Annotated in this window: 27 protein-coding genes; 12 read left to right on the forward strand and 15 right to left on the reverse strand. The window is 71.2% G+C overall.

Translation table 11 applies throughout. The features are described 5' to 3' along the window. Both VGR06_RS30045 and VGR06_RS30050 read left to right on the forward strand, forming a co-directional pair. Positions 1 to 910 (forward strand): diacylglycerol/lipid kinase family protein (locus tag VGR06_RS30045; protein WP_327562529.1); only part of this gene is annotated, 910 nt, incomplete at its 5' end. Positions 911 to 1,095: 185 nt separating this feature from the next. Next, a complete protein-coding gene (locus VGR06_RS30050; RefSeq protein WP_327562530.1) occupies positions 1,096 to 1,350 on the forward strand; it encodes a WhiB family transcriptional regulator in 255 nt (84 codons plus the stop codon). A 128-nt stretch (positions 1,351 to 1,478) separates the two neighbouring features. Here the strand turns inward: VGR06_RS30050 and VGR06_RS30055 are convergent, their stop codons facing one another. Both VGR06_RS30055 and VGR06_RS30060 read right to left on the reverse strand, forming a co-directional pair. Then, the gene (locus tag VGR06_RS30055) at positions 1,479 to 3,023 is read right to left on the reverse strand and encodes a sensor histidine kinase (protein ID WP_327562531.1); all 1,545 of its coding nucleotides are present in this window, start codon (positions 3,021 to 3,023) and stop codon (positions 1,479 to 1,481) included. Positions 3,024 to 3,026: 3 nt separating this feature from the next. Continuing rightward, positions 3,027 to 3,242, reverse strand: coding sequence for a biotin/lipoyl-binding carrier protein (locus tag VGR06_RS30060; protein ID WP_327562532.1), 216 nt, complete (start codon positions 3,240 to 3,242; stop codon positions 3,027 to 3,029). 128 nt (positions 3,243 to 3,370) lie between these two features. Here VGR06_RS30060 and VGR06_RS44085 point away from each other — a divergent pair, with 128 nt between their 5' ends. Continuing rightward, the gene (locus VGR06_RS44085) at positions 3,371 to 3,451 is read left to right on the forward strand and encodes a 50S ribosomal protein bL37 (RefSeq protein WP_414637366.1); all 81 of its coding nucleotides are present in this window, start codon (positions 3,371 to 3,373) and stop codon (positions 3,449 to 3,451) included. Between the two features lie 104 nt (positions 3,452 to 3,555). Here VGR06_RS44085 and rsrA read toward each other — a convergent pair whose 3' ends face one another. Together rsrA and VGR06_RS30070 are read right to left on the reverse strand one after the other, a co-directional pair. Then, a complete protein-coding gene (gene rsrA, locus VGR06_RS30065) occupies positions 3,556 to 3,846 on the reverse strand; it encodes a mycothiol system anti-sigma-R factor (RefSeq protein ID WP_327562533.1) in 291 nt (96 codons plus the stop codon). After that, positions 3,843 to 4,469, reverse strand: coding sequence for a sigma-70 family RNA polymerase sigma factor (locus tag VGR06_RS30070; RefSeq protein WP_327562534.1), 627 nt, complete (start codon positions 4,467 to 4,469; stop codon positions 3,843 to 3,845). The genes rsrA and VGR06_RS30070 overlap by 4 nt, the downstream gene beginning before the upstream one ends. 153 nt (positions 4,470 to 4,622) lie before the next feature. On the opposite strand from VGR06_RS30070, the gene ybaK reads away from it, so the two are divergent. Beyond that, on the forward strand, positions 4,623 to 5,102 hold the full coding sequence (gene ybaK, locus VGR06_RS30075) for a Cys-tRNA(Pro) deacylase (RefSeq protein WP_327562535.1): 480 nt from the start codon (positions 4,623 to 4,625) through the stop codon (positions 5,100 to 5,102). A gap of 149 nt (positions 5,103 to 5,251) precedes the next feature. Here ybaK and VGR06_RS30080 read toward each other — a convergent pair whose 3' ends face one another. Beyond that, entirely contained in the window at positions 5,252 to 5,863 is a 612-nt protein-coding gene (locus tag VGR06_RS30080) for an alpha/beta family hydrolase (RefSeq protein ID WP_327562536.1), read from the reverse strand. Then, the gene (locus VGR06_RS30085; RefSeq protein WP_327562537.1) at positions 5,860 to 6,630 is read right to left on the reverse strand and encodes an SOS response-associated peptidase; all 771 of its coding nucleotides are present in this window, start codon (positions 6,628 to 6,630) and stop codon (positions 5,860 to 5,862) included. Before VGR06_RS30085 ends, VGR06_RS30080 begins: the two co-directional genes overlap by 4 nt. A 76-nt stretch (positions 6,631 to 6,706) precedes the next feature. On the opposite strand from VGR06_RS30085, the gene aroA reads away from it, so the two are divergent. From aroA to VGR06_RS30110, 5 genes are all read left to right on the forward strand, one after another. Continuing rightward, on the forward strand, positions 6,707 to 7,972 hold the full coding sequence (gene aroA / locus VGR06_RS30090; RefSeq protein WP_327562538.1) for a 3-phosphoshikimate 1-carboxyvinyltransferase: 1,266 nt from the start codon (positions 6,707 to 6,709) through the stop codon (positions 7,970 to 7,972). Positions 7,973 to 8,063: 91 nt separating this feature from the next. Next, positions 8,064 to 9,095 (forward strand): ribosome small subunit-dependent GTPase A, encoded by a 1,032-nt coding sequence (gene rsgA / locus VGR06_RS30095; protein ID WP_327562539.1) that lies wholly within the window; start codon positions 8,064 to 8,066, stop codon positions 9,093 to 9,095. Between the two features lie 4 nt (positions 9,096 to 9,099). Then, on the forward strand, positions 9,100 to 9,918 hold the full coding sequence (locus VGR06_RS30100) for a hypothetical protein (RefSeq protein WP_327562540.1): 819 nt from the start codon (positions 9,100 to 9,102) through the stop codon (positions 9,916 to 9,918). A 67-nt stretch (positions 9,919 to 9,985) separates the two neighbouring features. Continuing rightward, positions 9,986 to 10,873, forward strand: a complete 888-nt coding sequence (locus VGR06_RS30105; RefSeq protein ID WP_327562541.1) for an NAD-dependent epimerase/dehydratase family protein — start codon at positions 9,986 to 9,988, stop codon at positions 10,871 to 10,873. 21 nt (positions 10,874 to 10,894) lie between these two features. Further along, positions 10,895 to 11,581: a hypothetical protein gene (locus VGR06_RS30110; protein WP_327562542.1), complete on the forward strand. Its 687-nt coding sequence runs from the start codon at positions 10,895 to 10,897 to the stop codon at positions 11,579 to 11,581. A 68-nt stretch (positions 11,582 to 11,649) separates the two neighbouring features. Here VGR06_RS30110 and pruA read toward each other — a convergent pair whose 3' ends face one another. Then, a complete protein-coding gene (gene pruA / locus VGR06_RS30115) occupies positions 11,650 to 13,278 on the reverse strand; it encodes an L-glutamate gamma-semialdehyde dehydrogenase (RefSeq protein WP_327562566.1) in 1,629 nt (542 codons plus the stop codon). A 229-nt stretch (positions 13,279 to 13,507) separates the two neighbouring features. Then, complete coding sequence (locus VGR06_RS30120; RefSeq protein ID WP_327562567.1) at positions 13,508 to 14,011, reverse strand: DUF6912 family protein; 504 nt, start codon at positions 14,009 to 14,011, stop codon at positions 13,508 to 13,510. 81 nt (positions 14,012 to 14,092) lie between these two features. Between VGR06_RS30120 and VGR06_RS30125 the strand changes: the two genes are divergently transcribed. Then, positions 14,093 to 14,824, forward strand: a complete 732-nt coding sequence (locus VGR06_RS30125) for an RNA methyltransferase (RefSeq protein WP_327562543.1) — start codon at positions 14,093 to 14,095, stop codon at positions 14,822 to 14,824. 161 nt (positions 14,825 to 14,985) lie between these two features. After that, a complete protein-coding gene (locus VGR06_RS30130; RefSeq protein WP_327562544.1) occupies positions 14,986 to 15,495 on the forward strand; it encodes an Rv3235 family protein in 510 nt (169 codons plus the stop codon). A 123-nt stretch (positions 15,496 to 15,618) separates the two neighbouring features. On the opposite strand, the gene secA is transcribed toward VGR06_RS30130, so the two are convergent. From secA to mtrA, 6 genes are all read right to left on the reverse strand, one after another. Then, on the reverse strand, positions 15,619 to 18,513 hold the full coding sequence (gene secA / locus VGR06_RS30135) for a preprotein translocase subunit SecA (protein ID WP_327562545.1): 2,895 nt from the start codon (positions 18,511 to 18,513) through the stop codon (positions 15,619 to 15,621). 158 nt (positions 18,514 to 18,671) lie between these two features. Then, the gene (gene hpf / locus VGR06_RS30140; protein ID WP_327562546.1) at positions 18,672 to 19,352 is read right to left on the reverse strand and encodes a ribosome hibernation-promoting factor, HPF/YfiA family; all 681 of its coding nucleotides are present in this window, start codon (positions 19,350 to 19,352) and stop codon (positions 18,672 to 18,674) included. A gap of 520 nt (positions 19,353 to 19,872) precedes the next feature. After that, positions 19,873 to 20,535 carry a ComF family protein gene (locus tag VGR06_RS30145; protein WP_327562547.1) on the reverse strand — a complete coding sequence of 221 codons (663 nt, stop codon included), beginning with the start codon at positions 20,533 to 20,535 and terminating at the stop codon, positions 19,873 to 19,875. A gap of 181 nt (positions 20,536 to 20,716) precedes the next feature. Beyond that, positions 20,717 to 22,465 carry an LpqB family beta-propeller domain-containing protein gene (locus VGR06_RS30150; RefSeq protein ID WP_327562548.1) on the reverse strand — a complete coding sequence of 583 codons (1,749 nt, stop codon included), beginning with the start codon at positions 22,463 to 22,465 and terminating at the stop codon, positions 20,717 to 20,719. Beyond that, positions 22,462 to 24,198, reverse strand: a complete 1,737-nt coding sequence (gene mtrB, locus VGR06_RS30155) for an MtrAB system histidine kinase MtrB (protein WP_327562549.1) — start codon at positions 24,196 to 24,198, stop codon at positions 22,462 to 22,464. Before mtrB ends, VGR06_RS30150 begins: the two co-directional genes overlap by 4 nt. Positions 24,199 to 24,217: 19 nt before the next feature. Beyond that, positions 24,218 to 24,895, reverse strand: coding sequence for an MtrAB system response regulator MtrA (gene mtrA, locus VGR06_RS30160; protein WP_327562550.1), 678 nt, complete (start codon positions 24,893 to 24,895; stop codon positions 24,218 to 24,220). 104 nt (positions 24,896 to 24,999) lie between these two features. Here mtrA and VGR06_RS30165 point away from each other — a divergent pair, with 104 nt between their 5' ends. Then, positions 25,000 to 25,485 carry a VOC family protein gene (locus VGR06_RS30165; RefSeq protein ID WP_327562551.1) on the forward strand — a complete coding sequence of 162 codons (486 nt, stop codon included), beginning with the start codon at positions 25,000 to 25,002 and terminating at the stop codon, positions 25,483 to 25,485. Here VGR06_RS30165 and VGR06_RS30170 read toward each other — a convergent pair. After that, positions 25,482 to 26,126: a dTMP kinase gene (locus tag VGR06_RS30170; protein ID WP_327562552.1), complete on the reverse strand. Its 645-nt coding sequence runs from the start codon at positions 26,124 to 26,126 to the stop codon at positions 25,482 to 25,484. The two genes, VGR06_RS30165 and VGR06_RS30170, sit on opposite strands and share 4 nt — an antisense overlap. Between the last annotated feature and the right edge of the window lie 4 nt (positions 26,127 to 26,130).

Consider the following 26,130-nt stretch of genomic DNA (forward strand, 5'->3'; position numbering starts at 1 on the left):
GAATCCCAAGGCGACCGCGACGACGGCCGCCGGCCGGGACGTGCTCGCGCACGCACTGGCCAGCCAGGTGAAGCTCGAGGTGGTCGAGACCGACTACCGCGGGCACGCCCAGGCGGCCGCGGCCCGGGCCGCCGTCGAGGGGGTCGACCTGGTCGTCGCGCACGGCGGGGACGGCACGGTCAACGAGGTGGTGAACGGCCTGCTGACCGGCGGTGCCGGCGGCGCGGTGCCCAAGCTCGGCATCGTGCCCGGTGGCTCGGCCAACGTCTTCGCCCGGGCTTTGGGACTGCCTCGTCACCCGATCGAGGCAGCGCATCAGCTACTGCTCGCGATCGCCGAGGGGCGTGACCGCGCGGTCGGCCTTGGCCGGGTCACGTCGAACGGCTCGCCGGGGCGCTGGTTCACGTTCAGCGCGGGGGTCGGCTGGGACGCCGAAGTGGTCGCCGACGTCGACCGGCGCCGTGGAAAGCGGGCCAGCCCGGCGCTGTACGCCCGGGTCGCACTGGCCCGGTACCTGCGGCCCACGCACGGCCGGCCGCGGTTGACGGTGCATCTCCCGGGCGAGGAACCGGTGTCCGACCTGCGGCTGGTGTTCGTGTCCAACACCGATCCGTGGACCTATCTGGGTGACCGCGCCATTCACCTGAACCGGGGATGCTCGTTCGACGGCGGGCTCGGCGTTTTCGCGCTCCGCAGCCTGCGGCTGCCCACCGTGCTGCGCCATCTTCGGCAGGCGACCAGTCGCCAGGGCGAAACTCGCGGAGGAAAACTGCTCCGGCGGGATGATGTGCCACTCATCCGGGTATCCACCGAGCAACCCGTTCAGGTGCAGTGCGACGGGGACCTGATCGGGGAGCGGACCAGTGTCGAGTTCAGCTCGGCGCCCGGGGCGCTGACGGTCGTGGTGTGATCGAGACCCAATCGTTACCCTCTGCATCTACAGGCCGCCTACCAGCCACTTTCGGGTGAGTTCACGCACCGGGTGGATGAGAACCCTTGACATCTAGCTGGTTCGTGAAAGCATTCACAAGCACCCCGACGACCGGATGACGACAAGTGGCGCGACCAACCGCGCCTAGCGAGGAGCAAGTAGAGATGGACTGGCGCCACCGCGCGGCCTGCCGTGACGAGGACCCCGAGCTGTTCTTCCCCGTGGGGACCAGCGGGCCAGCGTTGCTGCAGATCGCCGAGGCGAAGGCCGTTTGCCACCGCTGCACCGTCGCTTCCAACTGCCTGGCCTGGGCGCTCGAAAGCGGTCAGGATGCGGGCGTATGGGGCGGGATGAGCGAGGACGAGCGACGCGCCGTCAAGCGGCGTTCCTCTCGGACCCGGCAACGCAGCAACGCCTAGACGCAACGAGCACCGGGCGGCGTGTGTCCACGGAAAGCGTGGACCACGTCGCTCGTTTGTGTCTTCTGGGGGCCAAGCCCCCAGACCCCCGGCCGGAGGGGCTTCGCCCCCCGGACCCCCCGATCGTCCTAGCGGCGGTGGGAGAGCGGGATTCTTAGCACCGCCTCGGTGCCGCGGGGGTCGCGGCGGCGCAGTGACAGTGAGCCGCGGAGCTCGGTTTCCACCAGGGTGCGCACGATCTGCAGGCCCAGGCCGTCGTCGCGTTCCAGGGAAAAGCCACGCGGCAGCCCGCGGCCGTCGTCGCTGACCACGACGTCGAGCCAGCGGGTGGAGCGTTCGGCGCAGACCTGGACCTCACCGGACCGGCCCGGTGGGTAGGCGTGCCCGACGGCGTTCTGGACGAGCTCGGTCAGCACCATCACCAGCGGGGTGGCGACCTCGGCCGAGACGACGCCGAACTGGCCGAGCTTGCGCACCTTGACCTGGCTCTCCGCCGCCGCGACGTCGCCGACGACCGGGATCACCTTGTCCACCAAGGCATCCAGGTCCACCCGCTCGTCGACGGAGGTGGACAGCGTCTCGTGCACCATGGCGATGGCGGCCACCCGGCGCATGGACTCGGCCAGCGCCTCCTTGGCCTCCGGGCTGGTGGCCCGCCGGGACTGCAGGCGCAGCAACGCGGCCACGGTCTGCAGGTTGTTCTTCACCCGATGGTGGATCTCCCGGATGGTGGCGTCCTTCGAGAGCAGCGCGCGGTCCCGGCGGCGCACCTCGGTCACGTCGCGGACCAGCACCAGGGCGCCGGCCGGCTGGCGTGCCGGGCGCAGCGGCAGCGCCCGGAACAGCACCGTGGCGCCGCGCCGCGATTCGGCCTCCACCCGGATGCTCGGCTGGCCGTCCAGCGCGGCCAGGATGCGCTGGGCCACCTCGGTGGCGTCGAACGGGTCCGCGATCAGCGTGCGGGTCAACGGCACCAGGCGGGCGCCGACCAGGTCCGCGGCGTGGCCCATCCGGTGGTACGCCGACTTGGCGTTGGGGCTGGCGAACACCACGGTGCCGGTGGAGTCCAGGCGGATCAGGCCGTCGCCGACCCGCGGGCTGGTGTGCGCGCCCGGGGACGGCTCGGCGGTCGGGAAGCTGCCGTCGGCCACCATCTGGCACAGGTCGCCGGCCACCCCGAGGTAGGCGATCTCCAGCGAGCTCGGCACCCGCGGCACGGCCAGGTTCGTCTCCCGGGACAGCACCGCGATCACCTCGCCGGCGTGCGTCACCGGGATCGTCTCGCGGCGCACCGGAACGGCGTTGCGCGGAGGCACGGCGCCGGCTTCCCCGGCCGCCGGCACACCCCCCTGGTACCACCGCGGATCCTCCTCGCGGCAGATCCGCCGCTCGGCGATCGCCTTGCGCAGTTGGGGATGCTCGCGCGCGTCCACCCGGCTGCCCACGACGTCCTCGCCGTGCGCGGTCAGCGCGGTCGTCGGGCGGGCCTGCGCCACGCAGAGGAACTCGGTGCCGTCGGCACTCTCCTCGTCGTCGACCTGCACCCAGAGCAGGAAGTCGGCGAACGACAGGTCGGCCAGCAGCTGCCACTCCGCGACCACCAGCTGCAGGTGGTCGACATGCGCCGTGGACAGGCTGGTGTGCTCGGCGAGGAGGTCGGAAAGTGTGGACAAGAACTACTCGACCACCGCGATGAGATCGTGCTCCTGGACCACGTCGCCCTCCCGCACTGCGATCTTGGTGAGTGTGCCCGAGGTCTCGGTGAGCACCGGGATCTCCATCTTCATCGACTCGAGGATCACCACCGTGTCGCCCTCACCGACGGGCTGGCCCTCGTAGCCCACGACCTTCAGCACGTTGGCCACCATCTCGGCGTGGATCTCCTCGGCCATGGACAGTCCTCCCTCGAAGCCGCAACGGGGCGTCGGGGCAATCCAACCACGGCCGGGCGGCCGCCGGCCGACAACTCAGACGTGCCAAAATTGTCCGGCACATACCGTTAACAGGCAGGAGACCGGGAATGTCGAAGCGCGCCCGCAAGCGTCGCGACCGCAAGAAGAGCTCGGCCAACCACGGCAAGCGCCCCCACAGCCAGGCTTAGGTTGGAAGGTTCGCCCCGACCAACCGCACCTCAGGGGACCGTGACGCAACCCAGCCACAATCAACCCGCCACCCCCACCGTTCGCTGGAACGCGACAACAGCAGTTAATTCCGGGGAGGCGGACTAGGGACGCCGCCGCGCTCCAGCACGGTCTTCCTGATCTTGGCGCGGAGCCGCTCCTTCAGCGCGTCCGGGGCGTGCTCGCCACCGCACTTGCTGGCCAGCAACGTCTTCAGGTGCTCGTCGAGGCCGTAGTGCTCCAGGCAGGGGCTGCACTCGTCGAGGTGCTGCTCCAGCTTGGCGCGCCGGCCCTGGTCGCACTCGTGGTCGAGGAACAGCCACACCTCGGCGAGCACCTCGGAGCAGTCCGTTTCGTGGGGTTTGCCGCAGCTCATGACCCGGCCACCTCTCGCTCGGCCGAGCGCAGGAACCCGCGCTCACGCGCAACATCCGCCAGGAGATCACGCAGCATCCGGCGGCCGCGGTGCAACCGGGACATCACGGTGCCGATCGGCGTACCCATGATCTCCGCGATCTCCTTGTAGGCGAAGCCTTCGACGTCGGCTAGATATACCGCGAGCCGGAACTCCTCGGGAAGCTGCTGAAGCGCTTCCTTGACGTCCGTGTCCGGCAGCCGGTCCATCGCCTCGATCTCGGCGGACCGCAGCCCGGAGGAGGTGTGGCTCTCGGCCTGGGCCAGCTGCCAGTCGGTGATCTCCTCGGTGGGCTGCTGGACCGGTTGGCGTTGCCGCTTGCGATACCCGTTGATGTAGGTGTTGGTGAGGATGCGGTAGAGCCAGGCCTTCAGGTTCGTACCGGCGCGGAACGACTCGAACGCCGCGTACGCCTTGAGGTAGGTCTCCTGCACCAGGTCCTCGGCGTCGGCGGGGTTGCGGGTCATCCGCAGGGCCGCCGAGTAGAGCTGGTCCAGCATGGGCATCGCGTCCCGCTCGAACCGCTCCGCCCGCTCCTCCGCGCTCTCCGGCCTGGCGTTGGTCTGGGTATCGGTGCTCGGCACCGCACTCCCTTCCAGGGATCTTTCCGTGATTCTGCATGCACGGGATCTCTTCGAGGATACGCGGGGCGTCCTGGCGCCCGCCGATCGCAACACGGTCAGCACGTCGTGAGACAACGCGTAAGGCCCCGCGCGGCATTCCCTACCCTTACCCGCATGGCAGGACGCGGGACCCCGGCGACGGTGCTGCTGACCAGGCAGAAGGTCGCGCACACGGTGCACTCCTACGAGCATGATCCGCGGCACACCTCCTTCGGGCTGGAAGCCGCGGAGGCGCTCGGCGTGCCACCCGAGCAGGTGTTCAAGACCCTGCTCGCGGAGGTCGACGGCAACCTCGTCGTCGGCATCGTGCCGGTGTCCGCGCAGCTCGACCTGAAGGCGCTGGCGGCGGCGGTCGGCGGCAAGCGGGCGAAGATGGCGGACGTCACTGCGGCCGAGCGCGCCACGGGCTACGTGGCCGGCGGGATCTCACCGCTCGGCCAGCGCAAGCGCCTGCCCACCGTGCTCGACTCGTCCGCCTCGGCGCTGCCCACCCTGTTCTGCTCCGCCGGCCGGCGCGGCCTGGAGATCGAGCTGTCGCCCGCCGACCTGACCCGCATCCTCGGCGCCAAGCTCGCCCCCATCGCCGGGCCCTGAAGCTCGGCCCTCGACGGCCCACGAACCCACCCCCCACCCGTTTGGGTGGGGGCCCGGTGGCCATTCTACCGGCGGAAACGGTACGGGTGATCGACTTTTGGGCTGGCTGTGGACAGGTGGGCGGGGTGTGGATGGGTGGACGTCGCGCGTTAGCCCAGTGGGCGGAGGATGCGGTCGAGCCATTCCTCGACGGTGCGGGAGATGCCGGTGGCGTCGCGTTTGAGGGAGTGGTCGCCGGGGAACAGGACGACCTCGCGGTGGTGGGCGGCGGTGGGGCGGCCGAACGGGTCGTTGTCGCCCTGGACGACGAGGGTGGGGACCTCGACGCCGTCCAGCTCGGGCTGGCGGGTCTTGTCCGGCTTGCCCGGCGGGTGCACCGGAAACGCCAGGCAGACCACGGCCACGGCGCCACCGTCGGCGGCCGTGCGGCAGGCGACCCGGGCGCCTGACGAGCGGCCGCCGAACACCTGTGGCAGGTCGGCGAAGAACTCCTTCTCCAGTTGCTCGGCGACGGTGAGCCAGGCGGAGTCGAGCTGCGGGGCCGGCGCGGGGAAGCGGCGCCCGGCCACCCGGTAGGGCTGCTCGACCAGCGCCACGTGCACGCCGGCGGCGCGGGCCCCGCGGGCGGCGGCCACCAGGTCGGGCGCGCCGATGCCACCGCCGGCACCGTGCCCCAGCAGCAGCACCGCCCGGCCCTCGGGCACGCAGTGCAGCTCGGCCCGGGCCAGGCCGTGCGCGGTCTCGATCTCGCTGGTGGTCATTGCCCCGACGCCGGGTCGAACAGCGCCGGCTCGTCCAGGGACGGCGCGGGCTCGTGCCGGGCCATCAGCTCCGGGCCGTTGTTGCGCACGCTGTTCACCGCGTCCGACACCGGCCGCAGCTCCAGCGCGGCGACCAGCTCCGGCGTCGGTGTGAGCAGCTCCGAGACGTCCTCGAGGTCGGGGTTCAGCCAGGCCGCCCAGGACTCCCGGGGCAGCAGCAGCGGCATCCGCTCGTGGATCTCGGTGAGCTGGCCGATCGCGTCCGTGGTCAGGATGGTGTAGCTGACCAGCGGGTCAGCCTCGGCGTCGGCTTCCTTGTCCTTCCAGGTGGACCACAGCCCGGCCATGGCGATGCTGGAGCCGTCCGCCGGGGTCATGAAGAACGGCTGCTTGACCTTGCCGTCGCGGCGCCACTCGTACCAGCCGTCGGCCGGCACCAGGCAGCGCCGCTTGGCCAGCGAGCTCTTGAACGCCGGCTTGCTGCCCACGCTCTCGGACCGCGCGTTGATCATCTTGGCGCCGACCGACTTGTCCTTGGCCCAGAACGGAACGAGCCCCCAGCGCATCACCCGCAGGCTGCGCACGGTGGTGTCCGGGTCGGGCGTGCCCTCCTCGTCCCGCGGGTGCCGCTCGACGACGGTGATCTTCTCCCGGGTGGGCGCGACGTTGTAGTCCGGCCGGGTGTCGGCCTCGTCCGTGGCGTCCACCGCGTCGAACTCCGCGGCCAGGGTCGCCGGATCCTTCGACGCGCTATACCTCCCACACAAACGAAACACCTCCAGCATCGATCGTGACACGTCCCACCGACACAGGCGACCCGGTAATCGGGGATCATCTATACCCATGACGCACCCATGGTCGGCGCCCGTGGCCACGGGCCCGGTTCGGGCCACCGTATCGGTCCCGGGCTCCAAGTCGATCACAAACCGGGCGCTGCTGCTGGCGGCGCTGTCCGAGCGACCCGCGGCCGTGCACGGCGTGCCGGCCAGCCGGGACACCGAGCTCATGCTGAACGCGTTGCGCGCGCTGGGGGTCCCGGTCGAGGCGGACGCGAACGGGTTGGTGCGTACCGGAAAGCACGAGGGGTTCCGCGGCCCGGCGGAGATCGACTGCGGCCTGGCCGGCACGGTCATGCGCTTCGTTCCGCCCGCGGCGGCGCTGGCCGACGGGGAGATCCGGTTCGACGGCGACCCGCGGGCCCGCGAGCGTCCCATCGAGACGGTGCTGAACGCGTTGCGGGCACTGGGAGTCCAGCTCGACGGCGATGCGCTGCCGTTCACCCTGCACGGCACCGGCGCGACGCCGGGCGGCACGGTCACCATCGACGCGTCCGCGTCCTCGCAGTTCGTGTCCGGCCTGCTGCTCTCCGGCGCCCGCTACGACAAGGGTGTGACCGTGCACCACGACGGCAAACCCGTGCCGTCCCTGCCGCACATCGAGATGACCGTGTCGATGCTGCGCGAGGCGGGCGTCGAGGTGGACGACGCCGAGCCGAACACCTGGCGGGTGGCGCCGGGCCCGGTCGCGCCCCGGGACTGGGCGGTGGAGCCGGATCTGTCCAACGCCACACCGTTCCTGGCCGCGGCCGCGGTCACCGGCGGTGCGGTGACCGTGCCGGGCTGGCCTTCCGAAACCACCCAGGCGGGCGATCTGATCCGCGAGGTTCTCGCCCGGATGGGTTGTGAGGTAACGCTTTCCGCCGACGGCCTGACCGTGACCGGACCCGCCCGGCTGTCCGGAGTGGACATCGACCTGCACGACGCGGGCGAGCTGACCCCGACCGTGGCCGCCCTTGCCGCGCTCGCCGGAAGTCCGTCCGTGCTGCGCGGGATCGCGCACCTGCGCGGCCACGAGACCGACCGGCTGGCCGCGCTGCGCACCGAACTGAACGGCCTCGGCGGCGACGTCACCGAGACCGAGGGCGGCCTCGCCATCCGCCCCGCACCGCTGCACGGCGGCGACTGGCACGCCTACGCCGACCACCGGATGGCCACCGCGGGCGCGATCATCGGGCTTGTCGTGCCCGGCGTCCGGGTGGACGACATCGGCACCACCGCGAAGACAATCCCCGACTTTCCCGGTCTGTGGAACGGAATGCTCAGCCCGTGAGCGAGCTTGCGAGCGAACCGTCAGGCACTGCCCCGTCGCCGGGCCTGCGAGGAGACGGGGCTGGCCAGCTCCGAGCTTGCGAGGTGCTGGCGTGACAGGGAGAGGCCGGCGGAACGACTGGCGGCGGCTGGACGAGGCGGACGTTCGGGTCCGTCCAGGGCGGGGCACCCGGCCGCGGAGCAAGCTGCGGCCGGAGCACGCGGACGCCCAGGCGGCCATGGTGGTCGAGGTGGACCGCGGGCGCTGGACCTGCGCGCTCGACCTCGACCCGGAGCGTGCGGTGGTCGCCATGCGCGCCCGCGAGCTGGGCCGGACCCCCATCGTGGTCGGCGACCTGGTGGACCTGGTCGGGGACACGTCGGGCCGGCCGGACACGCTCGCCCGGGTGGTCCGGGTGGCCGACCGGAGCAGCGTGCTGCGCCGCACCGCCGACGACAACGACCCGTACGAGCGGGTCGTCGTGGCCAACGCCGAGCGGCTGCTGATCGTCTGCTCGCTGGCGGATCCGCCGCCGCGCACTGGTTTCATCGACCGGTGCCTGGTCGCCGCGTACGCCGGCGGGCTCAAACCCGTGCTGTGCCTGACCAAGGCCGACCTGGCCAGCCCCGCCGTGCTGCTCGCCGCGTACGCCGACCTCGAGGTGCCGGTGCTGGTCACCCGGCACGACGAGGACCCGGTCGAGCTGCGGAATACGTTGGCGCACAAGGTTTCCGCCCTGGTCGGGCACTCTGGCGTGGGGAAGTCGACGCTGGTGAACAAGCTGGTGCCGGACGCCGAGCGGGCGATCGGCGCGGTGAGCGCGGTCGGCAAGGGCCGGCACACCTCGGTCACCGCCGTCGCACTGCCGCTCCCCGGGAGAGGAGGCTGGGTGGTGGACACCCCGGGCATTCGGTCATTCGGCCTCGCCCACATCCAGCCGAACGATATCGTCGACGCGTTCCCGGAGTTCATGGAAGCCGCCGAGGAGTGCCCGTCCAACTGCGGTCACCGCGGCCCGCCCGAGGACCCGGACTGCATGCTGGACGTGGTCACCGCGGATGGCGCGGCGAGCGTCGGCCGGTTGGCCTCGCTGCGCCGCCTGCTAGCGTCGCGCGCGGGCCTCGACGATTATCCGGAGGGATAAGCAGATGAAGCGAGGAACGGCCGCACTTGCCGGCATGACGGCGATCGCGGCGCTGGTGCTGTCCGGCTGCACGTCGAAGCAGGCCGGTAGCCCCGGTCCCGCCGCCGCCGCCAACCCGGAGATCAACACGCTCACCCTGCTGGCCCAGCGGGTCAGCGAGACGAGCGCGGCGAAGCAGGGTGCCCACCTCAATATCTCGGTGGAGGGCAGCGGGCAGGCGTTGGGCGGCGAAGGCGACGTGCGGTTCGGCGCCAAGCCGGCGATGGACCTCAAGATGGCGATCCCGGAGATGGCCGAGGTGACCATGCGATTCGTCGACGACGCCTTCTACGTCAAGCTGCCCGAGGAGCTGGAGCCCGGCAAGTCCTGGCTCAAGATCGACACCAAGGGCGCGGACCCGCTGTCGAAGGCGCTGGGCTCCGCGGTGAAGCAGATGAAGGAGAACGGCGACCCGTCCCAGACGCTCAAGCTGCTCGAGGGCGCCGGCGAGATCACCGGCACCAAAACCGAGTCGCTGAACGGCAGGGACACCACGCACTACACGCTGACCATCGACGTCAAGAAGCTGGTGGCCAAGCAGAGCGACGCCGACCAGAAGAAGGCGCTGGAGGAGGCGACCAAGGCCGGCGTGCAGAACTTCCCGGTGGACGTCTGGCTGGACGCGGAGAACCTGCCGGCGCGGATCGCCCTGAACATCCCGTTCACCGACCCGACCAGCCAGAAGACCGAGCAGGTCAAGATGACCATCGACTACACCGACTGGGGCAAGCCGGTCGACGTGACCGCCCCGCCCGCCGCCGAGGTCGCCGAGCTGCCACGCTGAACCCCCTGTCACATCTTCGACCGTCGCCTCGTCCGATCCAGGGAGACCGACGGGAGGGTGAAGCGCGATGCGGGTGTTGCTGATCGGAGCGACCGGGGTGCTCGGTCGGGAGGCGGTGCCGCGACTGCTGGCCGCCGGGCACCGGGTGACCGGCTTGGCGCGCAACGAGGAGCGGGCTGCGGCCGTGCGGGGGCTCGGCATCGAGCCGGTGATCGGGGACCTGTTCGACGCGGACTCGCTGGCCAAGGCGCTCGACGGGTGCGTGGGTGTGGTCAACCTGGCCACCCGGATCCCGACCGGTCTGCGGATGGTGCGCGGCATGGCGGAGAACGACCGGGTGCGGTCGGAGGGCAGCCGGAACCTGGTCGAGGCGGCGCTGAACGCCGATGTCCGGGTGATCGTGCAGGAGGGCATCTCGTTCGTCTACGCCGACGGCGGCGACGCCGAGCTGGACGAGGACGCGCCGCTCGACGCGGTCGGGCCGCTCCGGACCTCGCTGGAGGCGCACGCCAACGTCGCCCGGTTCGCCGAGTCGGGCGACCGGGTCGGGGTGCGGCTGCGGATCGCGGCGCTGGTCGGTGACGAGCCGATGGCGCGGATGCTGATGCGCATGGCGAAGTTCAGGGCGCCGGTGATGTACGGCGACCCGGACGGCTGGTTCACCGCGATCCACCCGTCCGACGCGGCCGCCGGAGCGGTAGCCGCGCTGAGCGCACCGAGCGGGGTCTACAACGTCGGTGCCACCCCCGCCCGCAAGTCCGAGATCGCTCAGGTGGTGGCCGAGGCCGCGGGTGTGCCAAAGGGCCGCGTCATGTCGGGCGCGATGCTGGTCGGGCAGTTCAGGTCGCTGGCCCGCTCGCACCGGGTGGTCTCGCACCGGCTGACCGAAGCCACCGGCTGGCGCCCGGAACGGCCCACGTTCGGGGCGGCGTGGTTCGCCCCATCGGGTAAGTGACCGTCCGGCTACCCTCCGCCAATGCGGACGGCACTGCTGGTGTTGAGCGGGTGCGCCGGGACCGGCGCCCCTGAGACTCCCGACGTCGGCGCACTGGCGGCCAGCGTAACGGCGCAGACGGCGAGCCGGAGGAGCGCCCACGTCACGTTCCAGACGGCCGGGGGCACCACCGGGCAGGGCGACTACCGGGTCTCCCCCGACGTCGCCGCGGACTTCAGCATGTCCAGCGCCCTCGGACCGGCCCGGTTCATCCTGCTGGACAAGGTGATCTACCTGCGGCTGCCGCAGACCGAGCGGTCGGCCCGGCCCTGGACCCGGTTCGCCGCCGGCAGCGCCGACCTGGCCGACGCCATGATCGAGCAGGCCGACATCGGGCGGCAGCTGGAGAAGATCCGCACCGCCGGCACGGTCACCGGCACCGCCACCGAGCACCCGGACGGCCGGCCCACCACCCGGTACACGATCGACGTCGACCTCGCCCGGCTGATCGACGCCGAGCGCGACACCGTGGTCCAGGGCAGCCTTCGGGAGCTGGCCAAACGCGGCGTCACCCGGATCCCGTACCGGCTCTGGCTGGACGGCGAGAACCTGCCGGTGCGGATCGCCGTCGACCTCCCCGGCCGCTCCAGCACCACCGACTACACCCGCTGGGGCGAGCCGGTCCAGGTCGCCGCCCCACCCGGCAACCAGGTGACCGACCGCACCTAGCTCGGGATGCGATGAAGGGGGCCTTTCTCTCGCTGGGCGTGAGAAAGGCCCCCTTCATCGCCCTCCACTCAGCCCATGTGCGGGTAGGTGTGGTCGGTCGGCGGTACGAAGGTCTCCTTGACCGTCCGCGGGCTGGTCCAGCGCTGCAGGTTGTAGCCCCAGCCGGCCTTGTCGTTGGTGCCCGAGCCGCGCCCGCCGCCGAAGGGCTGCTGGCCGACCACGGCGCCGGTCGGCTTGTCGTTGACGTAGAAGTTGCCGGCCGCGAACCGCAGCGCCCGGTGCGCCTGCTCGACGGCGGCCCGGTCGGTGGCGAACACCGAGCCGGTCAGCGCGTACGGGGTGGAGCCGTCCACCAGCTCGAGCACCTTGGCGTAGTCGGCGTCGTCGTAGACGTAGACGGCCAGGATCGGGCCGAACCACTCCGTGGTGAACAGCTCGTGCATCGGGTCGGTGCCGAGCAGGACGGTGGGCTGGACGAAGTAGCCCGTGGAGTCGTCAGCCGTGCCGCCGGCCAGCACCTCGATGGAGGACGTGGCGCTGGCCATCTCCAGCACGCCCTGGTGCTTCTCGAACGCCCGGCGGTCGATCACCGCGCCGCCGAAGTTGGCGAAGTCGGTGACGTCACCGAACGACAACGCGTTCGTGGTGTCCACGAGTTGCTCGCGCACGCCGCCGTCCCAGAGGGAGCGGGCGATGTAGGCGCGCGAGGCGGCCGAGCACTTCTGGCCCTGGTACTCGAAGGCGCCCCGGACGAGGCCGGTGACCAGCGACGCGGGATCGGCCGAGGGGTGCGCGACGACGAAGTCCTTGCCGCCGGTCTCGCCGACGATCCGCGGGTAGGCGCGGTAGGTGTCCAGGTGCTCGCCGACGGTGCGCCAGAGGAACTTGAACGTCTTCGTGGAGCCGGTGAAGTGCAGGCCGGCGAAGTCGGGGTCGGTCATGGCCACCGTGCTCACCGCGGCGCCGTCGCCGGTCACCATGTTGATCACACCGGGCGGCAGGCCGGCGGCCTCGAGCAGGCGCATCGTGTAGTGCGCGGAGAGTTGCTGCGTCGGGGACGGCTTCCACACCACGGTGTTGCCCATGAGCGCGGGCGCGGTGGGCAGGTTTCCGCCGATCGCGGTGAAGTTGAACGGGGTGATCGCCGTGACGAAGCCCTCCAGCGGGCGGTGGTCGAACCGGTTCCAGATGCCCGGTGAGGAGCCCGGCTGGTCGGCCAGGAGCCGGGCGGCGAAATGCACGTTGAACCGCCAGAAGTCGATCAGCTCGCAGGCGCTGTCGATCTCCGCCTGCTGCACGGTCTTGGACTGGCCGAGCATGGTCGCCGCGTTCAGCGTGTCCCGCCACGGGCCGGACAGCAGGTCCGCCGCGCGCAGCAGGATCGCCGCGCGCTCGTCGAACGGCAGCTCGCGCCACGCCGGGGCGGCCTGCTTGGCCGCGCTCACCGCGTCCGCCACGTCGTGCTCGGTGGCCTGCGCGGTCACGCCGAGCACATGTGCGTGATCATGAGGCTGCACCACGTCGACCCGCCCGCCGCCGGCCATCCGCCGCTCGCCGCCGACGGTCATGGTGAGCTCGGCCCGTTCCCCCTCCAGCTCGGCGACCCGGCGCCGCAGCGACTCCCGCTCGGCGCTGCCCGGCGCGTACAGGCGCACCCGCTCGTTGACCGGTTCGGGGACCGACGTCACCGCGTCCATTGTGTGTGGCTCCTTGGTGGTGAGGCTGCTCGTGGCAGCCTTCATCCTTCCACCTCATTTTCCGCCCGGTTTGCGCGCTGACGCATTCGCTCCGGCAGGGCCACTGTCCGGGAACGTGGTGGCCCGCTGCCAACTGAGGCCCTGCCACCGCGAATACGTGCCTCCGGCCGGAGCGCGCTCTGTTGTCACCCTGGGTGCCGCGCGGTCACCGGGCTACCGCCGCCAGGGTTCAGAGCAGGTCGAGAAGGAACGGAAGTTCCTGCGGGGCGTACCAGGACAGCTCGTGGTCCTCGGCCTCGCCCAGGGCGAACTCGGCGTCGGGGTCGCCGAGGTCGGCCGCGTCGATCACCTCGGCGGCGGCCCGGACCGCGTCCTCGGCCTCCGCGGTGTCGACGTGCACGGCACCCACCACGGCGATCTTCACCGGACCGGGCAACCGGACCGCCGCATAGTCCAGGTCGGGGCGCAACTTCACGCCCTCCACGTCGGCCGCGACCACCGCCCGGCGGGACATCGGCTTGGGGTCGGTGAGCTGCTCCGCGGCGATGAGCCGCAGCGACGCGCGGGCGGCCTCCATCATCGCGGCGTACTCCAGCTCCTCGGCCTCGCCGTCCCGGTAGTACTCCCGCAGGGCCGGCGTCAGCGCGAACGCGGTGTTGTTGACCGCGGTCAGCACACCGTCCGCGGCCAGCGTGCGCAGCATGGCGAGGGTCGCCGGGATGTAGACCCGCATGCGCGTGTCGGCCATGCGCCGAATGCTTTCACACATGAAAAGCTGCGGGGTGTGGACGCGCCCTCACCCAAGGACCGGTTCGTGACGGTGTTCGGGCGGAAACCCGTGCTCGAGGCGCTGGACGATCCGGGGCTCACCGTGAACAAGGTGATCATCGCCGACAACGCGCGGGGCGAGGCGGTGCGGGAGATCCGGGACGCGGCCTCGCGGCGCGGGGTGCCGGTGACGCAGGCGTCCGCGCACCGGGTGAAGGTGTTGGCGGGTAACGGAAAGCAGGACCAGGGCGTGCTGGCCGACGTGGTGGCGCCGCGGATGCGCCGGCTGCCGGACGCGCTGTCCTCGAGGTCCGCGCCGGGGCGGGTGCTGGTGCTGGACGGGATCACCACGCCGGCCAACGTGGGGATGATCCTGCGCACGGCGACCGCGGCCGGGGTGGACGGGATCGTGGTGCCGCGCCGGGGAGTCGCCGGCATCGACCCGTTGGTGATCAAGGCGTCGGCCGGGGTCGCGTTCCACGCCCCGGTGCTGCGCTGCGCCACCGCCGAGGAGGCCGTGGGGTTGTTGCGGGCGGCCGGGTATCCGGTCTTCGCACTGGACGCCGGCGCCCGCGAGTCGATCTTCACGGTCGACCTGCCGGCGCGCGCGGCGTTCGTGCTCGGCAGCGAGTCGGCGGGGGTGAGCGACGCGGTCCGCCCGCGGGTCACACGCTGGGTGTCGATCCCGATGACCGGCGGTGTCGAGTCGCTCAACGTGTCCAGCGCGGCGGCCGTGCTGTGCTTCGAACTGGTGCGCCGGCGCGAGGGCTTCCGGTGATCGAGGGCGGGCCGGAGGTCCGCTCGAGGAACCGGCCTACCCGTTGCCAACCGCCGGTCAATGTCGTCAGCTTGCTCTCCAAGCCCGAGCCGAGGATTCAACACCGTCACCTGAATGTGTGAAGTTTGACCTGATTCGAACGGGCCGGCCCTCATCAGGGTGTGAGTGCGCTTTCGACCGTCCGGATGTACCCGCTGCCGGAGTACGAGCCGCCCCGGCTGCCGTACCCGCCGGACCCGGACGAGCCCGACTACCTGCTCCTGGAGTTCCCGCCGCCACCGCCGGCGCCGGTCACGTGGCTGCTCGGCGACGGACCGGTGTGGGACGAGCCCGGGCAGACCCGGGACCGGCTGCGGCGGCTGCTCTGCCTGATCCTCGAGGTGCTCGACGGCCGCCGCTCGATCGGCCAGCTCCGCGGCGTCGTCGGCGCGCACCTCTACGAGTCGTTGCTGACCCGGTCCCGGCACACCACCGGTAGCCAGCACCGGCTGCGCTCGCTGCACACCTGCCGCCCGGTCAGCGGCGTCATCGAGCTCTGCGCCACGGTCACCGTCTCCACTCCGGGCCTCCGCCGCGACGCGGTCATCGCCATCGCCGCCCGCATGGTCCACCACGCCGGCGCCTGGCGCTGCACGGTCCTCCGCCCGCTCCACGCGCGCCGGATGGCATGACTGACTCGCGGGTGCGTTACCAACCGCACCTCAGGGGACCGTGACGGCACCCAGCCACAATTCACCCGGCAACCGCACCACCAGCTGGAACGCAACGACAGCAGTAAATTCCGGAGAGGCGGACTAGCGCTTGCCCTTTCCCCGGCGGGGTTGGTTCTGCTTGGTGTTGGCGCGTTCGGCGGCGCGGCGTTCGCGGCGGGTGCCGCCGCCCTGACCGCGCTGGGCGGAGCCGTTGCCGTCGCTGTGGGAGGCGACGCCGCCGCCCTCGGCCGGGCCACTGTAGGTGAGCTGCTGCTGGGTCGGGGCGCCGAGGGTACGGCCGCGCAGCGCCGGCGGGATCTTGCTCTGCTCGGCCTCGGCGGCCTTCTGCGCGAGCGCGGCCTGCTCGGCCGCGCGGGCCGCCCGGGCCAGCCGCTCCGCGGTCGCGGCGTCCGGCTGAGCCTGCTGTGCGGGCTGCTCGGAGGTCTCCACCTGGGCGTTGAACAGGAACCCGACCGACTCCTCCTTCAGGCCGTCGAGCATGGCTATGAACATGTCGTAGCCCTCCCGCTGGTACTCGATCAGCGGGTCGCGCTGGGCGGTCTGCCGCAGGTGGATGCCCTCCTTGAGGTAGTCCATCTCGTACAGGTGCTCGCGCCACTTGCGGTCCAGCACCTGCAGCAGCACCCACCGCTCCAGCTCACGCATCTTGCCCGGGCCGGCGACCGCCTCGATCTCCGCGTCGCGGCGGGCGTACGCCGCGTGCGCGTCCTCGAGCACGGTCTCGAGCAGGGTCTCCGGTGTGAGGTCCTCCTCCTGCTCCAGCAGGCCCTGCGGGCGGATGCCGACCGGGTACAGCGTCTTCAGCGCGGTCCACAACTTCTCGAGGTCCCAGTCCTCGGCGTAGCCACCCGAGGTCGCCTCCGCGACGTACGCCGTGACCACGTCGTTGATCATGTGCTCGACCTGCTCGTGCAGGTCCTCACCGCGCAGCACCCGCAGCCGCTCGCCGTAGATGACCTTGCGCTGCTTGTTCATCACCTCGTCGTACTTGAGCACGTTCTTGCGGATCTCGAAGTTCTGCTGCTCGACCTGACCCTGCGCGCTCCGGATCGCCCGGGTGACCATCTTGGCCTCGATCGGCACGTCGTCCGGCACCCGCAGGGTCACCATCACGCGCTCGACCAGCGCGGCGTTGAACCGCCGCATCAGCTCGTCGCCCAGCGACAGGTAGAACCGGGACTCGCCGGGGTCGCCCTGCCGGCCGGACCGGCCGCGCAGCTGGTTGTCGATGCGTCGCGACTCGTGCCGCTCGGTGCCCAGCACGTACAGGCCGCCGGCCGCGATGACCTCCTCAGCCTCGGCCTTGACCTCCAGGCGCGCCTTCTCCAGCGCCGCCGGCAGCGCCGCCACCCACTCGTCCGGCGTCTCCACCGGATCCAGCCCGCGCGCCCGCAGCGCGTTCTCCGCGATGTGGTCGGGGTTTCCGCCGAGCATGATGTCGGTGCCGCGGCCGGCCATGTTGGTGGCCACGGTGACCGCGCCCTTGTGCCCGGCCTCGGCGACGATCGCCGACTCCTTCTCGTGGTGCTTGGCGTTCAGCACGTTGTGCGGAACCCCCATGCGCACCAACAACTTCGACAGGTACTCGGAGCGCTCCACGCTGGTCGTGCCGACCAGCACCGGCTGGCCCTTCTCGTGCCGCTCGGCGATGTCGTCGGCGACCGCCTGGAACTTCGCCTCCTCGGTCTTGTAGATCAGGTCCGACTGGTCGGCGCGGATCATCGGCTGGTTGGTCGGGATCGGCACCACACCCAGCTTGTAGGTGGAGTGGAACTCGGCCGCCTCGGTCTCGGCGGTACCGGTCATGCCGGAAAGCTTGTCGTAGAGCCGGAAGTAGTTCTGCAGCGTGATCGTGGCGAGGGTCTGGTTCTCCGCCTTGATCTCCACGCCCTCCTTGGCCTCGATGGCCTGGTGCATGCCCTCGTTGTAGCGGCGGCCGGGGAGGATGCGGCCGGTGAACTCGTCGACGATGAGCACCTCGCCGTTGCGGACCAGGTACTCCTTGTCCCGCTTGTAGAGCTCCTTGGCCTTCAGCGCGTTGTTCAGGAAGCCCACCAGCGGGGTGTTCGCCGCCTCGTAGAGGTTGTCGATGCCGAGCTGGTCCTCGATGAACGCCACGCCCTTGTCGGTCACGCCGACGGTGCGCTTGCGGTAGTCGACCTCGTAGTGGTGCCGGGCGATGTCGTCGGCCAGGTCCTCCTTCTCCTTGGGGGTCCTGGTCAGCCGCGAGGTGGTGTCGATGCACTTCATCAGCGGGGCGAGCCGGGCGAACTCCTGGTACCAGCGCGAGGACTGGTCGGCCGGGCCGGAGATGATCAGCGGGGTGCGCGCCTCGTCGATGAGGATCGAGTCGACCTCGTCCACGATGGCGAAGTTGTGCCCGCGCTGGACCATGTCGTCCAGGCTCCAGGCCATGTTGTCGCGCAGGTAGTCGAAGCCGAACTCGTTGTTGGTGCCGTAGGTGATGTCCGCCCGGTAGGACACCCGGCGCTGCTCCGGGGTCATCTCGCCGAGGATCACGCCGACGGTCACACCCAGGAAGCGGTGCACCCGGCCCATCCACTCGGCGTCGCGCTTGGCCAGGTAGTCGTTGACGGTGACCACGTGCACGCCCTCGCCGCCGATCGCGTTGAGGTAGGCGGGCAGCACGCAGGTGAGCGTCTTGCCCTCACCGGTCTTCATCTCGGCGACCTGGCCGAGGTGCAGCGCCGCGCCACCCATCACCTGCACGTCGAAAGGCCGCTGGCCGAGCACCCGCTTGGCCGCCTCGCGGGCCACCGCGAACGCCTCGGGCAGCAGGTCGTCCAGCGACTCGCCGCCGTCGTGGCGCTTGCGGAACTCCGCGGTCATGGCCCGCAGCGCGGCGTCGGAGAGGTGGATGACGTCGTCCTCGAGGGCGCTGACGTGCGTCGCGATGGTGCGCAAGCGCTTGAGAATCTTGCCCTCGCCCGCGCGCAGAATCCTGGCAAGCACCATCAGATCGACCTCACTAGCTGGGTGGTTTGGCGTCCACATCCACTCTAGCGAGGCGCTAGAGTTTACGACTCCCTCGCCATCGTAGGCGTTGAACGCACGAAGGTGCCCCGGAGCGACGGCGCGCCCGGGGCACCCGTTGGCCTGTGAGGTGGTTGGCGTCAGGTCAGTCTGATGACGCCGTAGTCGAATGCTCTGCGGCGGTAGACGACGCTCGGCTGGCCCGATTCGGAGTCGTTGAACAGGAAGAAGTCGTGCCCGACCAGCTCCATCTGGTAGAGAGCCTGGTCGACGCTCATCGGGGCGGCGGGATGGGACTTCTCCCGCACGATACGGCCCGGCAGGTTGTCGTCCGGGTCCCAGCGCTGTTCGGGGACCTCGGGAGCGCCGCCGTACTCCGACCCCTGCGTCGGAAGTAAGGCGGTCTGGGTGGCGGCGTGACCGGCTCCGCTCCTCGTGAGAGCGCCGTTGCCGTTCTGCGCGGCGCCGACAGGGGTGGACGTGGCCTCGGCCACGGAAGCGGGGCTTCGACGCCCGTAGTGCACGCGCCTGCGGTCGTGCAGGCGACGCAACCGGTTCTCCAGCTTGGTTACCGCGAAGTCGAGCGCGGCGTAGAAGTCGCCCGCGCACGCCTCGGCCCGGACGGCCGGCCCGCGGCCCATGCCGGTGATCTCCACCCGCTGGCAGTTCTTGGACTGCCGGCGGTTGGGTTCGTGGAACAGCTCGACGTCGAAGCGGATGACCTTGCGGTCGTACCGCTCCAGGCGGGCCAGCTTGTCCTCCACATGCACCCGGTAATGATCGGGTATCTCGACGTTGCGGCCCTTTACCACGATGTCCATACACGACCTCCCTCGCCTGAGCGAGCTCTTGTCAGCGAAAACATTGCGGCGCCGAAATGTCTGGTTGCCTCAAGAGTGCGTTTCTTGTTGACCAGAACGGTGTCCGAGAACGGAGTGCACCAACCGGGACGTCTCCCTGCCGTGCCAGAACTCCCACCTCAGGGCTCCTCCGGCGCCAGGGTCATGGGCTCCTCGCCTCCTCCCTGCGAACCGGGGACGTGATAGCGGGCACGTTAGCTCGGCTCGTCCCCGAGCAACAGTCCCAACAGGGGGCGAACTTGTGGCGTCATCTGCGTAACGCTGCGCTGTCAAAGCGTTCCGCCTTTACTCGCCTTGCCTCCACACGTCCAGACTTGACGCCGCATATTCACCCCTCTGGCCCAACGTAATACACGTTTCGCGGCGCGACCAGGCCCGCGGCCAGGTTTCCGGTACCGCACCGATCCGGGCCGCCGGGCGCGGTGCCGCACCGGCACTTCACCCATGTGGGTGCAGCCCGCCTCCCGGCATGTGGACCTGGTCAGCCCGCCGCCGTCACGGCCACCACCGCCAGCACCGGGTTGCCGGCGCGGGCCAGCACCTCGGTGCACGCCGCCGCGGTGGCGCCAGTGGTGATCACGTCGTCGACGAGCACCACCGGCTGGCCGGGCGGCGGGGCGCCGGCCGGGACCGAGCGCAGGCGGCCACGCAGGTTGGCGGCCCGGGCCGCGGCGTCCAGGCCGACCGAGTCCCGGGCGCGGGCGCCGAGCCGCAGTGCCGGCGCCACCGCGGCGGCCTGCCCGGCGTGGGCGAGCGTGGCCGCGCAGTGCCGGGCCAGGTTGAGCATGTGCGGCCCCCCGCGACGCCGGGCCGCCGCCGGGCGCGACGGCGCGGGCACCAGGTAGCAAGGTCCGGCCCGGACCTCGGGCAGACTGAGCAACGCACTCGCCAGCGCCGCGCCGAACGGCCCGGCCAGGTCCCGCCGGCCGCGCTCCTTGTAGGCCAGGACACCCCGGCGTGCCGCACCCCGGTAACGCCCGAGCGCATACACCGGCGGACCGTGCGCGAGGGCCTCCCGCTCCACGGCGAACGGCGCCCGCAGCTCGGCCGCGCAGGCATCACACCAGCCCACGTCCGGGGCGCCGCAACCCGCGCAGCGCCGCGGTATCACCAGGTCAAGCAGGAATCGCAAGGCATGTCGCATGACACGCAGCCTGCCCGAGCCCACCGACAGTTCCGCCTCTCCGAAATTTTTGGTGTGGTTGCGTTCCAGCGAACGGTGCGGGTGGCGGGTGAACCGTGGCTAAGTGCCGTCACGGTCCCCTGAGGTTGCGTTGGTCTGCGCGAGGCCCACTCAACCTCGGCGATGGTCCACCGGGTGCCTATTAGCCGGGGTAGAAGGGGCGGGCGTTGGGGATCTGGTGTTGGGCTTGGAGTCGCCAGACCTGGCCGACGTCGGAGACGGTCCACATGCCGGTGCGGTCGGCGGCGACCACCTCGCGGTCGGGGGCGGCGGCGATGGCCGTGACCGGGGAGGAGCCGAGGTTGGCGCTGCTGAACGGCTCGATGCTGTAACCGTCGACCGGGATGTTGACCACCGGCTGGGTGCGCGCCCCGGTGGCCGCGACGATGGTGTCCTGGGAGCCCCAGTCGACACCGATCACCCCGCGGATCTCGTTGCCCTGCAGCACCCTGGGTGAGTGGATGCTCACCGACTCCTTGTCCCGCACCACCGAGGCCACCACGACCTGCCCGTTGGCCACCGCGGCGAGGCGCACCCCGTCGCGGGACAGCCGCAGGTCGGTGATGGTGCCGAACGGCTTGAGGTCCAGGGCGCTCACCGCGCTCGGCACCCAGGTGCCGTTTCCGGTGCGCACCATGCGGATCACGTCGAAGTTGTTCTGCACGACCCACAACTCGTTGCTCGCCGAGTTCGCCGTGCCGGGCATCCAGGTCGGCCGGGTCAGCGTGGGCGCCGCCAGGTCGACCTCGGGCAGCGCGCCGCCGAACGCGCCGATGCGCAGCCGGGCGCCGCTGGGCACGTCCTGCACCACCGCCAGCGTCTTGCCGTCCACGGACTGCGCGGCGCTCTGGATCCTGAGCTCGCCGTTGCCGGCCTGGCCCGGGACCGGGGCACCGTCGCGCAGCGAGAACACCCGGCCGTTGACGGTGTACAGGCCCGGCAGGTCGGGCCCGGGCCGGGTGGCCGCGTCATAGGACGGCAGGTCGCTCGGCCGCCAGTCGCCGTGCCCGTCCACCAGCGGGTGCTGGTCCACCAGCAGCCGGATCCGGCCCTGGGTGACCTCGCGCAGGGACAGCACGATCTGGGCGGCCATCAGCGTCCGGTCCGCCGGCGTCCGGTCACCGATCTTGGTCAGGTTCACCACCAGCGCGCCGTCGGTGTAGACCGCGTTGGTGCGCATCTCCGCGTCGGGCCCGATCTCGGTCTTGACCGCCCCGCGCAGCGTGTCCGAGGGACCGTCCAGCAGCAGCCCGATCACCCGCGGCGGGATCCCGGTGGCCGGCTCGGCGGCGACGTAGCGCAGATCGGGCACGAGCACGCGGAAGTCGGGGTCGAAGAAGTACAGGCTGACCCGCTTGTAGCTGCGGTTGAAGTCCGGGCTGGTGACCAGCACGGTGTCCGGCGGGACCTGGATGCGCCACGGCTCCCCGACCGCCGGCCGGTGCACCACGACGCGGTACTCGGCGGTGCCGAAGGCAGGCGTGTACGCGCGGTCGGCGCCGAGCTGGCCGACCTTGGTCACGGTCAGCACGACCGTGACGTCGAGGGTCTGCTGCTCGTCGCCCTGGATCTTGCGCTCGGAGACGGGCAGCGGCACGGTGCCGAAGTTGTCGTTGATGATCGTCGGCGGGTTGTCCCCCGGCCAGGCCGACCGGCCCGCCTCGCTGAGGTACGCCTTGGCCGCCTCGGGGTTGCCACCCAGCTCGACGAAACCCCGCACCAGGGCGAAGGGATCGGCCTTCGCGTCCGGCCCCGGGACGGGGTTGGGTGTCGGGCCGGCGTCGTTGTTCTCCGCCTGCGGCGTGGACTGCTCCGGGATGTTCGCGCAAGCCGACAGGGACATGAAGAGCACGGTGAGCACCGCCGCGACCGCGGCCAACCACGTCCTCACCGCACCTCCTCCCGCTCCGCGATCCGCCGGCCCAGCCACGAGTCGTCGCCCTTTCCGTTGCGCGGCAACGGATCCTCGGCGGGCGGGGAGACCGGCTCGAAGACCACGGTGTCCGGCTCGCCGGGGAGGGCGAGCGGGCTCCCGGTGAACGACTCACCCTGCTGTCGCGGCAGCGTCAGCCGGAAACAGGCGCCGTTGCCCGGCTCGCCCCACGCGTCCAGCCCGCCGCCGTGCAGCCGGGCGTCCTCCAGGCTGATCGCCAGCCCCAGCCCGGTGCCGCCGGTGTGCCGGTTGCGCGACGGGTCCGCCCGCCAGAACCGGTTGAACACCAGATCGGCCTCGCCGGGCCGCAGCCCCACGCCGTAGTCCCGCACGGTCACCGCCACCGCGTCGTCGTCGAAGGCCAGCCGCACCTGCACCGGCCGACCCTCCCCGTGGTCCACGCCGTTGGCCAGGAGGTTGCGCAGGATCCGCTCCACCCGGCGGGACTCGACCTCCGCGGTGGCCTCGGTGTCCGGCAGGTCGACCACGAGCTCCGAGCCGGCGTTCTCGGCGATCCGCCGCACCGACTCGACCGCGCGCCGCACGATCGGCCGCAGGTCGACGTACTCGGCCACCAACTCCTCGACCCCGGCATCCAGCCGGCTGATCTCCAGCAGCTCGCCGAGCAGTGACTCGAACCGGTCCAGCTCGTCCACCAGCAGCTCGGTGGAGCGGGCCAGGCCCGGCGGGAACTGCACGCGGGAGGCGTGCAGCACGTCGGCGGCCATCCGCACGGTGGTCAGCGGGGTGCGCAGCTCGTGCGACACGTCCGAGGTGAACCGGCGCTGCAGGGTGCCGAACTCCTCCAGCTGCCGGATCTGCGCCTGGATGCTCTCGGCCATGGCGTTGTAGGACTGGGCGAGCCGGGCGACGTCGTCCTCGCCGAACGCGGGCAGCCGCTCGTCCAGCTCCCCGTCGGCGAAGCGCTCGGCGGCCTGGGCGGCGGCCCGCACCGGCCGGACCACCTGCCGGGTCACCAGGTTGGCGATGCCGGCCAGCAGCAACAGCAGCACCACACCGCCCACGATCAGCGTGTTCTGCACCAGGCTGATCGTGTTCTGCTCGGCGGTCAGCGGGAACAGCATGTAGAGCTGCAGCGGCTGGCTGGTGTTCGGCACCGGCGCGCCGACCATGAGGAACGTGACCCGGCCGGCGTCCCGGTCCACCGTGCGGATCTGGTGGGTCAGCTTCCCGGACTGTACGAACTGGCGCAGGTCAGCGGACACGTCGTCGTACGGCCCGGCCGAGCGCGACTCGCCGGGCGCATAGCCGGGCGCGTCGCTGGCCAGCACCGGGTAGAACGCGCCGGCAGATGAGCTGGCCGGGCCCGCGTCACCGGAGGGCGAGCTGGTCAGCTTGTTCAGGGCGCTGGCCAGCCGGGTCACCACGGCGTCGGAACCGGGGTTCACTCCGACCAGCTCCCGGCCCACCACCTGCACGGCGTTCCTGGTGGCGTCGAGAGCGGCGTCCTGCTTGGTCTGCAACAAGCGCTCGGTGATCTGGAACTGCAGCACCATGCCGAGCACGAACACCACGGCCGAGGACATGACCAGCGTCGAGATCGTCACGCGCACCTGCAGGGAACGCCGCCACACCACGCCGAACGCGCCGGCCTGCCGCCGTCCGTACGCGACAGCCCGGGCGGTGGAGCGCGCTCCGGCCCGGATCGTCCGCGCGAGTAATCCGCCCACTACGGCATTCCACCCCTGGTCACGGCGGGCCGGCCTTGTAGCCGACGCCCCGCACGGTCAGCACCACCACCGGGTGCTCCGGATCCTTCTCGACCTTGGAACGCAGCCGCTGCACGTGCACGTTCACCAGCCGGGTGTCGGCCGCGTGCCGGGAGCCCCAGACCTGCTCGAGCAGCACCTCACGGGTGAACACCTGGCGCGGCTTGCGGGCGAGCGCGACCAGCAGGTCGAACTCGAGCGGGGTGAGCTGGATGGCCACGCCCTCCCGGGTGACCTCGTGCCCGGGCACGTCGATGGTGAGGTCGCCGATGGCCAGCGTCTCCGCCGGCTCGGACTCGGTGCGCCGCAGCCGGGCCCGCACCCGGGCCACCAACTCCTTGGGCTTGAACGGTTTCACCACGTAGTCGTCGGCGCCGGACTCGAGGCCGAGCACGATGTCCACGGTGTCGCTCTTGGCGGTGAGCATCACGATCGGCACCCCGGACTCGGCGCGGATGGCCTTGCAGACGTCGATCCCGTTCATGCCGGGCAGCATCAGGTCGAGCAGCACCAGGTCCGGCTTGAGCTCGCGGAGCGCCGGCATGGCCCTGGGCCCGTCGTTGACCACGGCGGTGTCGAAGCCCTCGCCGCGCAGCACGATGGTGAGCATCTCAGCCAGGGCGGGGTCGTCGTCCACGACCAGCACACGTGCCTTCATGCGTACATCGTCGCACCAGGTGAGCGGGGGCGGTGTGAGCACCCACCGAGCGCGACCGAGTTGTAGCGTTGAATCGGGGAACTTGATCGTGTGAGGAGGTGCGTATGGGCATCCGGCGGCTCAACCACGCCGTGCTCTACGTCAGCAACGTGGATCGCAGCGTCGACTTCTACCGCGACGTGCTCGGGTTCCGGGTCATCCACCGCTACTCGGCCGTGGCCTTCCTCCGGGCCGCCGACTCCGACAACGACCACGATCTCGGCCTGTTCGAGGTGGGCGCGGACGTCCCGGCGCCTACCCACCCCGCGATCGGGCTCTACCACCTGGCCTGGTCGGTGCAGACACTGGCCGAGCTGGGCGAGTTCCACCGGAAGCTCACTGAAGTCGGCGCGCTGGTCGGCAGCGCCGATCACGCCGTGTCGAAGTCGTTGTACGCCAAGGATCCCGATGGCCTCGAGTTCGAGATCTCCTGGTTCGTGCCGCGCAACCGAGTCACCCGGGAGATGGAGGAGAGCACCGAGGGGGTCCGCCGGCTGGACATCGACGCCGAGATCACCCGGTGGGGCGCCGACCTGGTTGGCGCGCTCTAAGTCTTGCACACCAGCGCGGCCAGCTCAGCGAAGGCCACTGTGGACGTTCCGTCGACGAGGTGCCATGGGCTGAGCCAGCCCCGCTCGGCGAGCTGGTCGTAGACCGCCGCGCAGCGGGCCTGCAGGCCGCCGTCGGCCTCCCAGGTGTCCCGCTCCCGGTCGGACTCGGTGCGCTCCCGGTGCGCCGAGCGCTCCGCGGCGACCTCCGGGGACACCCGCAGCAGCAGGTGCAGATGCGGCACCGGCAGGCCGAACCGGTCGATCTCCAGCTCCCGCACCCAGGCGACGAACTCGCCGCCGGCATCCTGGTGCAGGCGGGCCGCGCCGTACGCCGCGTTCGACGCGACGTAGCGGTCGAGCAGCACGACGTCGTGGGTGATGAGCGCGGCGCGGATGTCGCCCGCGGCGCCGTACCGGTCGAGGGCGAACAGGGTGGCCATGCCGTGCACCGAGGCGCCGAGGTCACCCAGCCGGCCGTGCAGCGCGTCGGCGATCAGATCGGCATGCACGTCCCTGCCATAGCGGGGAAACGCCAACCGGGCCACGGTGGCGCCACGCTCGGCGCACGCCGCGGTCAGCTTGTCGGCCAGCGTGCGCTTCCCGGCGCCGTCCAAGCCCTCGATCACGACCATCCGTCCCACGGAC

Source organism: Actinophytocola sp., from assembly GCF_036002505.1.
Taxonomy (GTDB): Bacteria; Actinomycetota; Actinomycetes; order Mycobacteriales; family Pseudonocardiaceae; genus DASYTH01.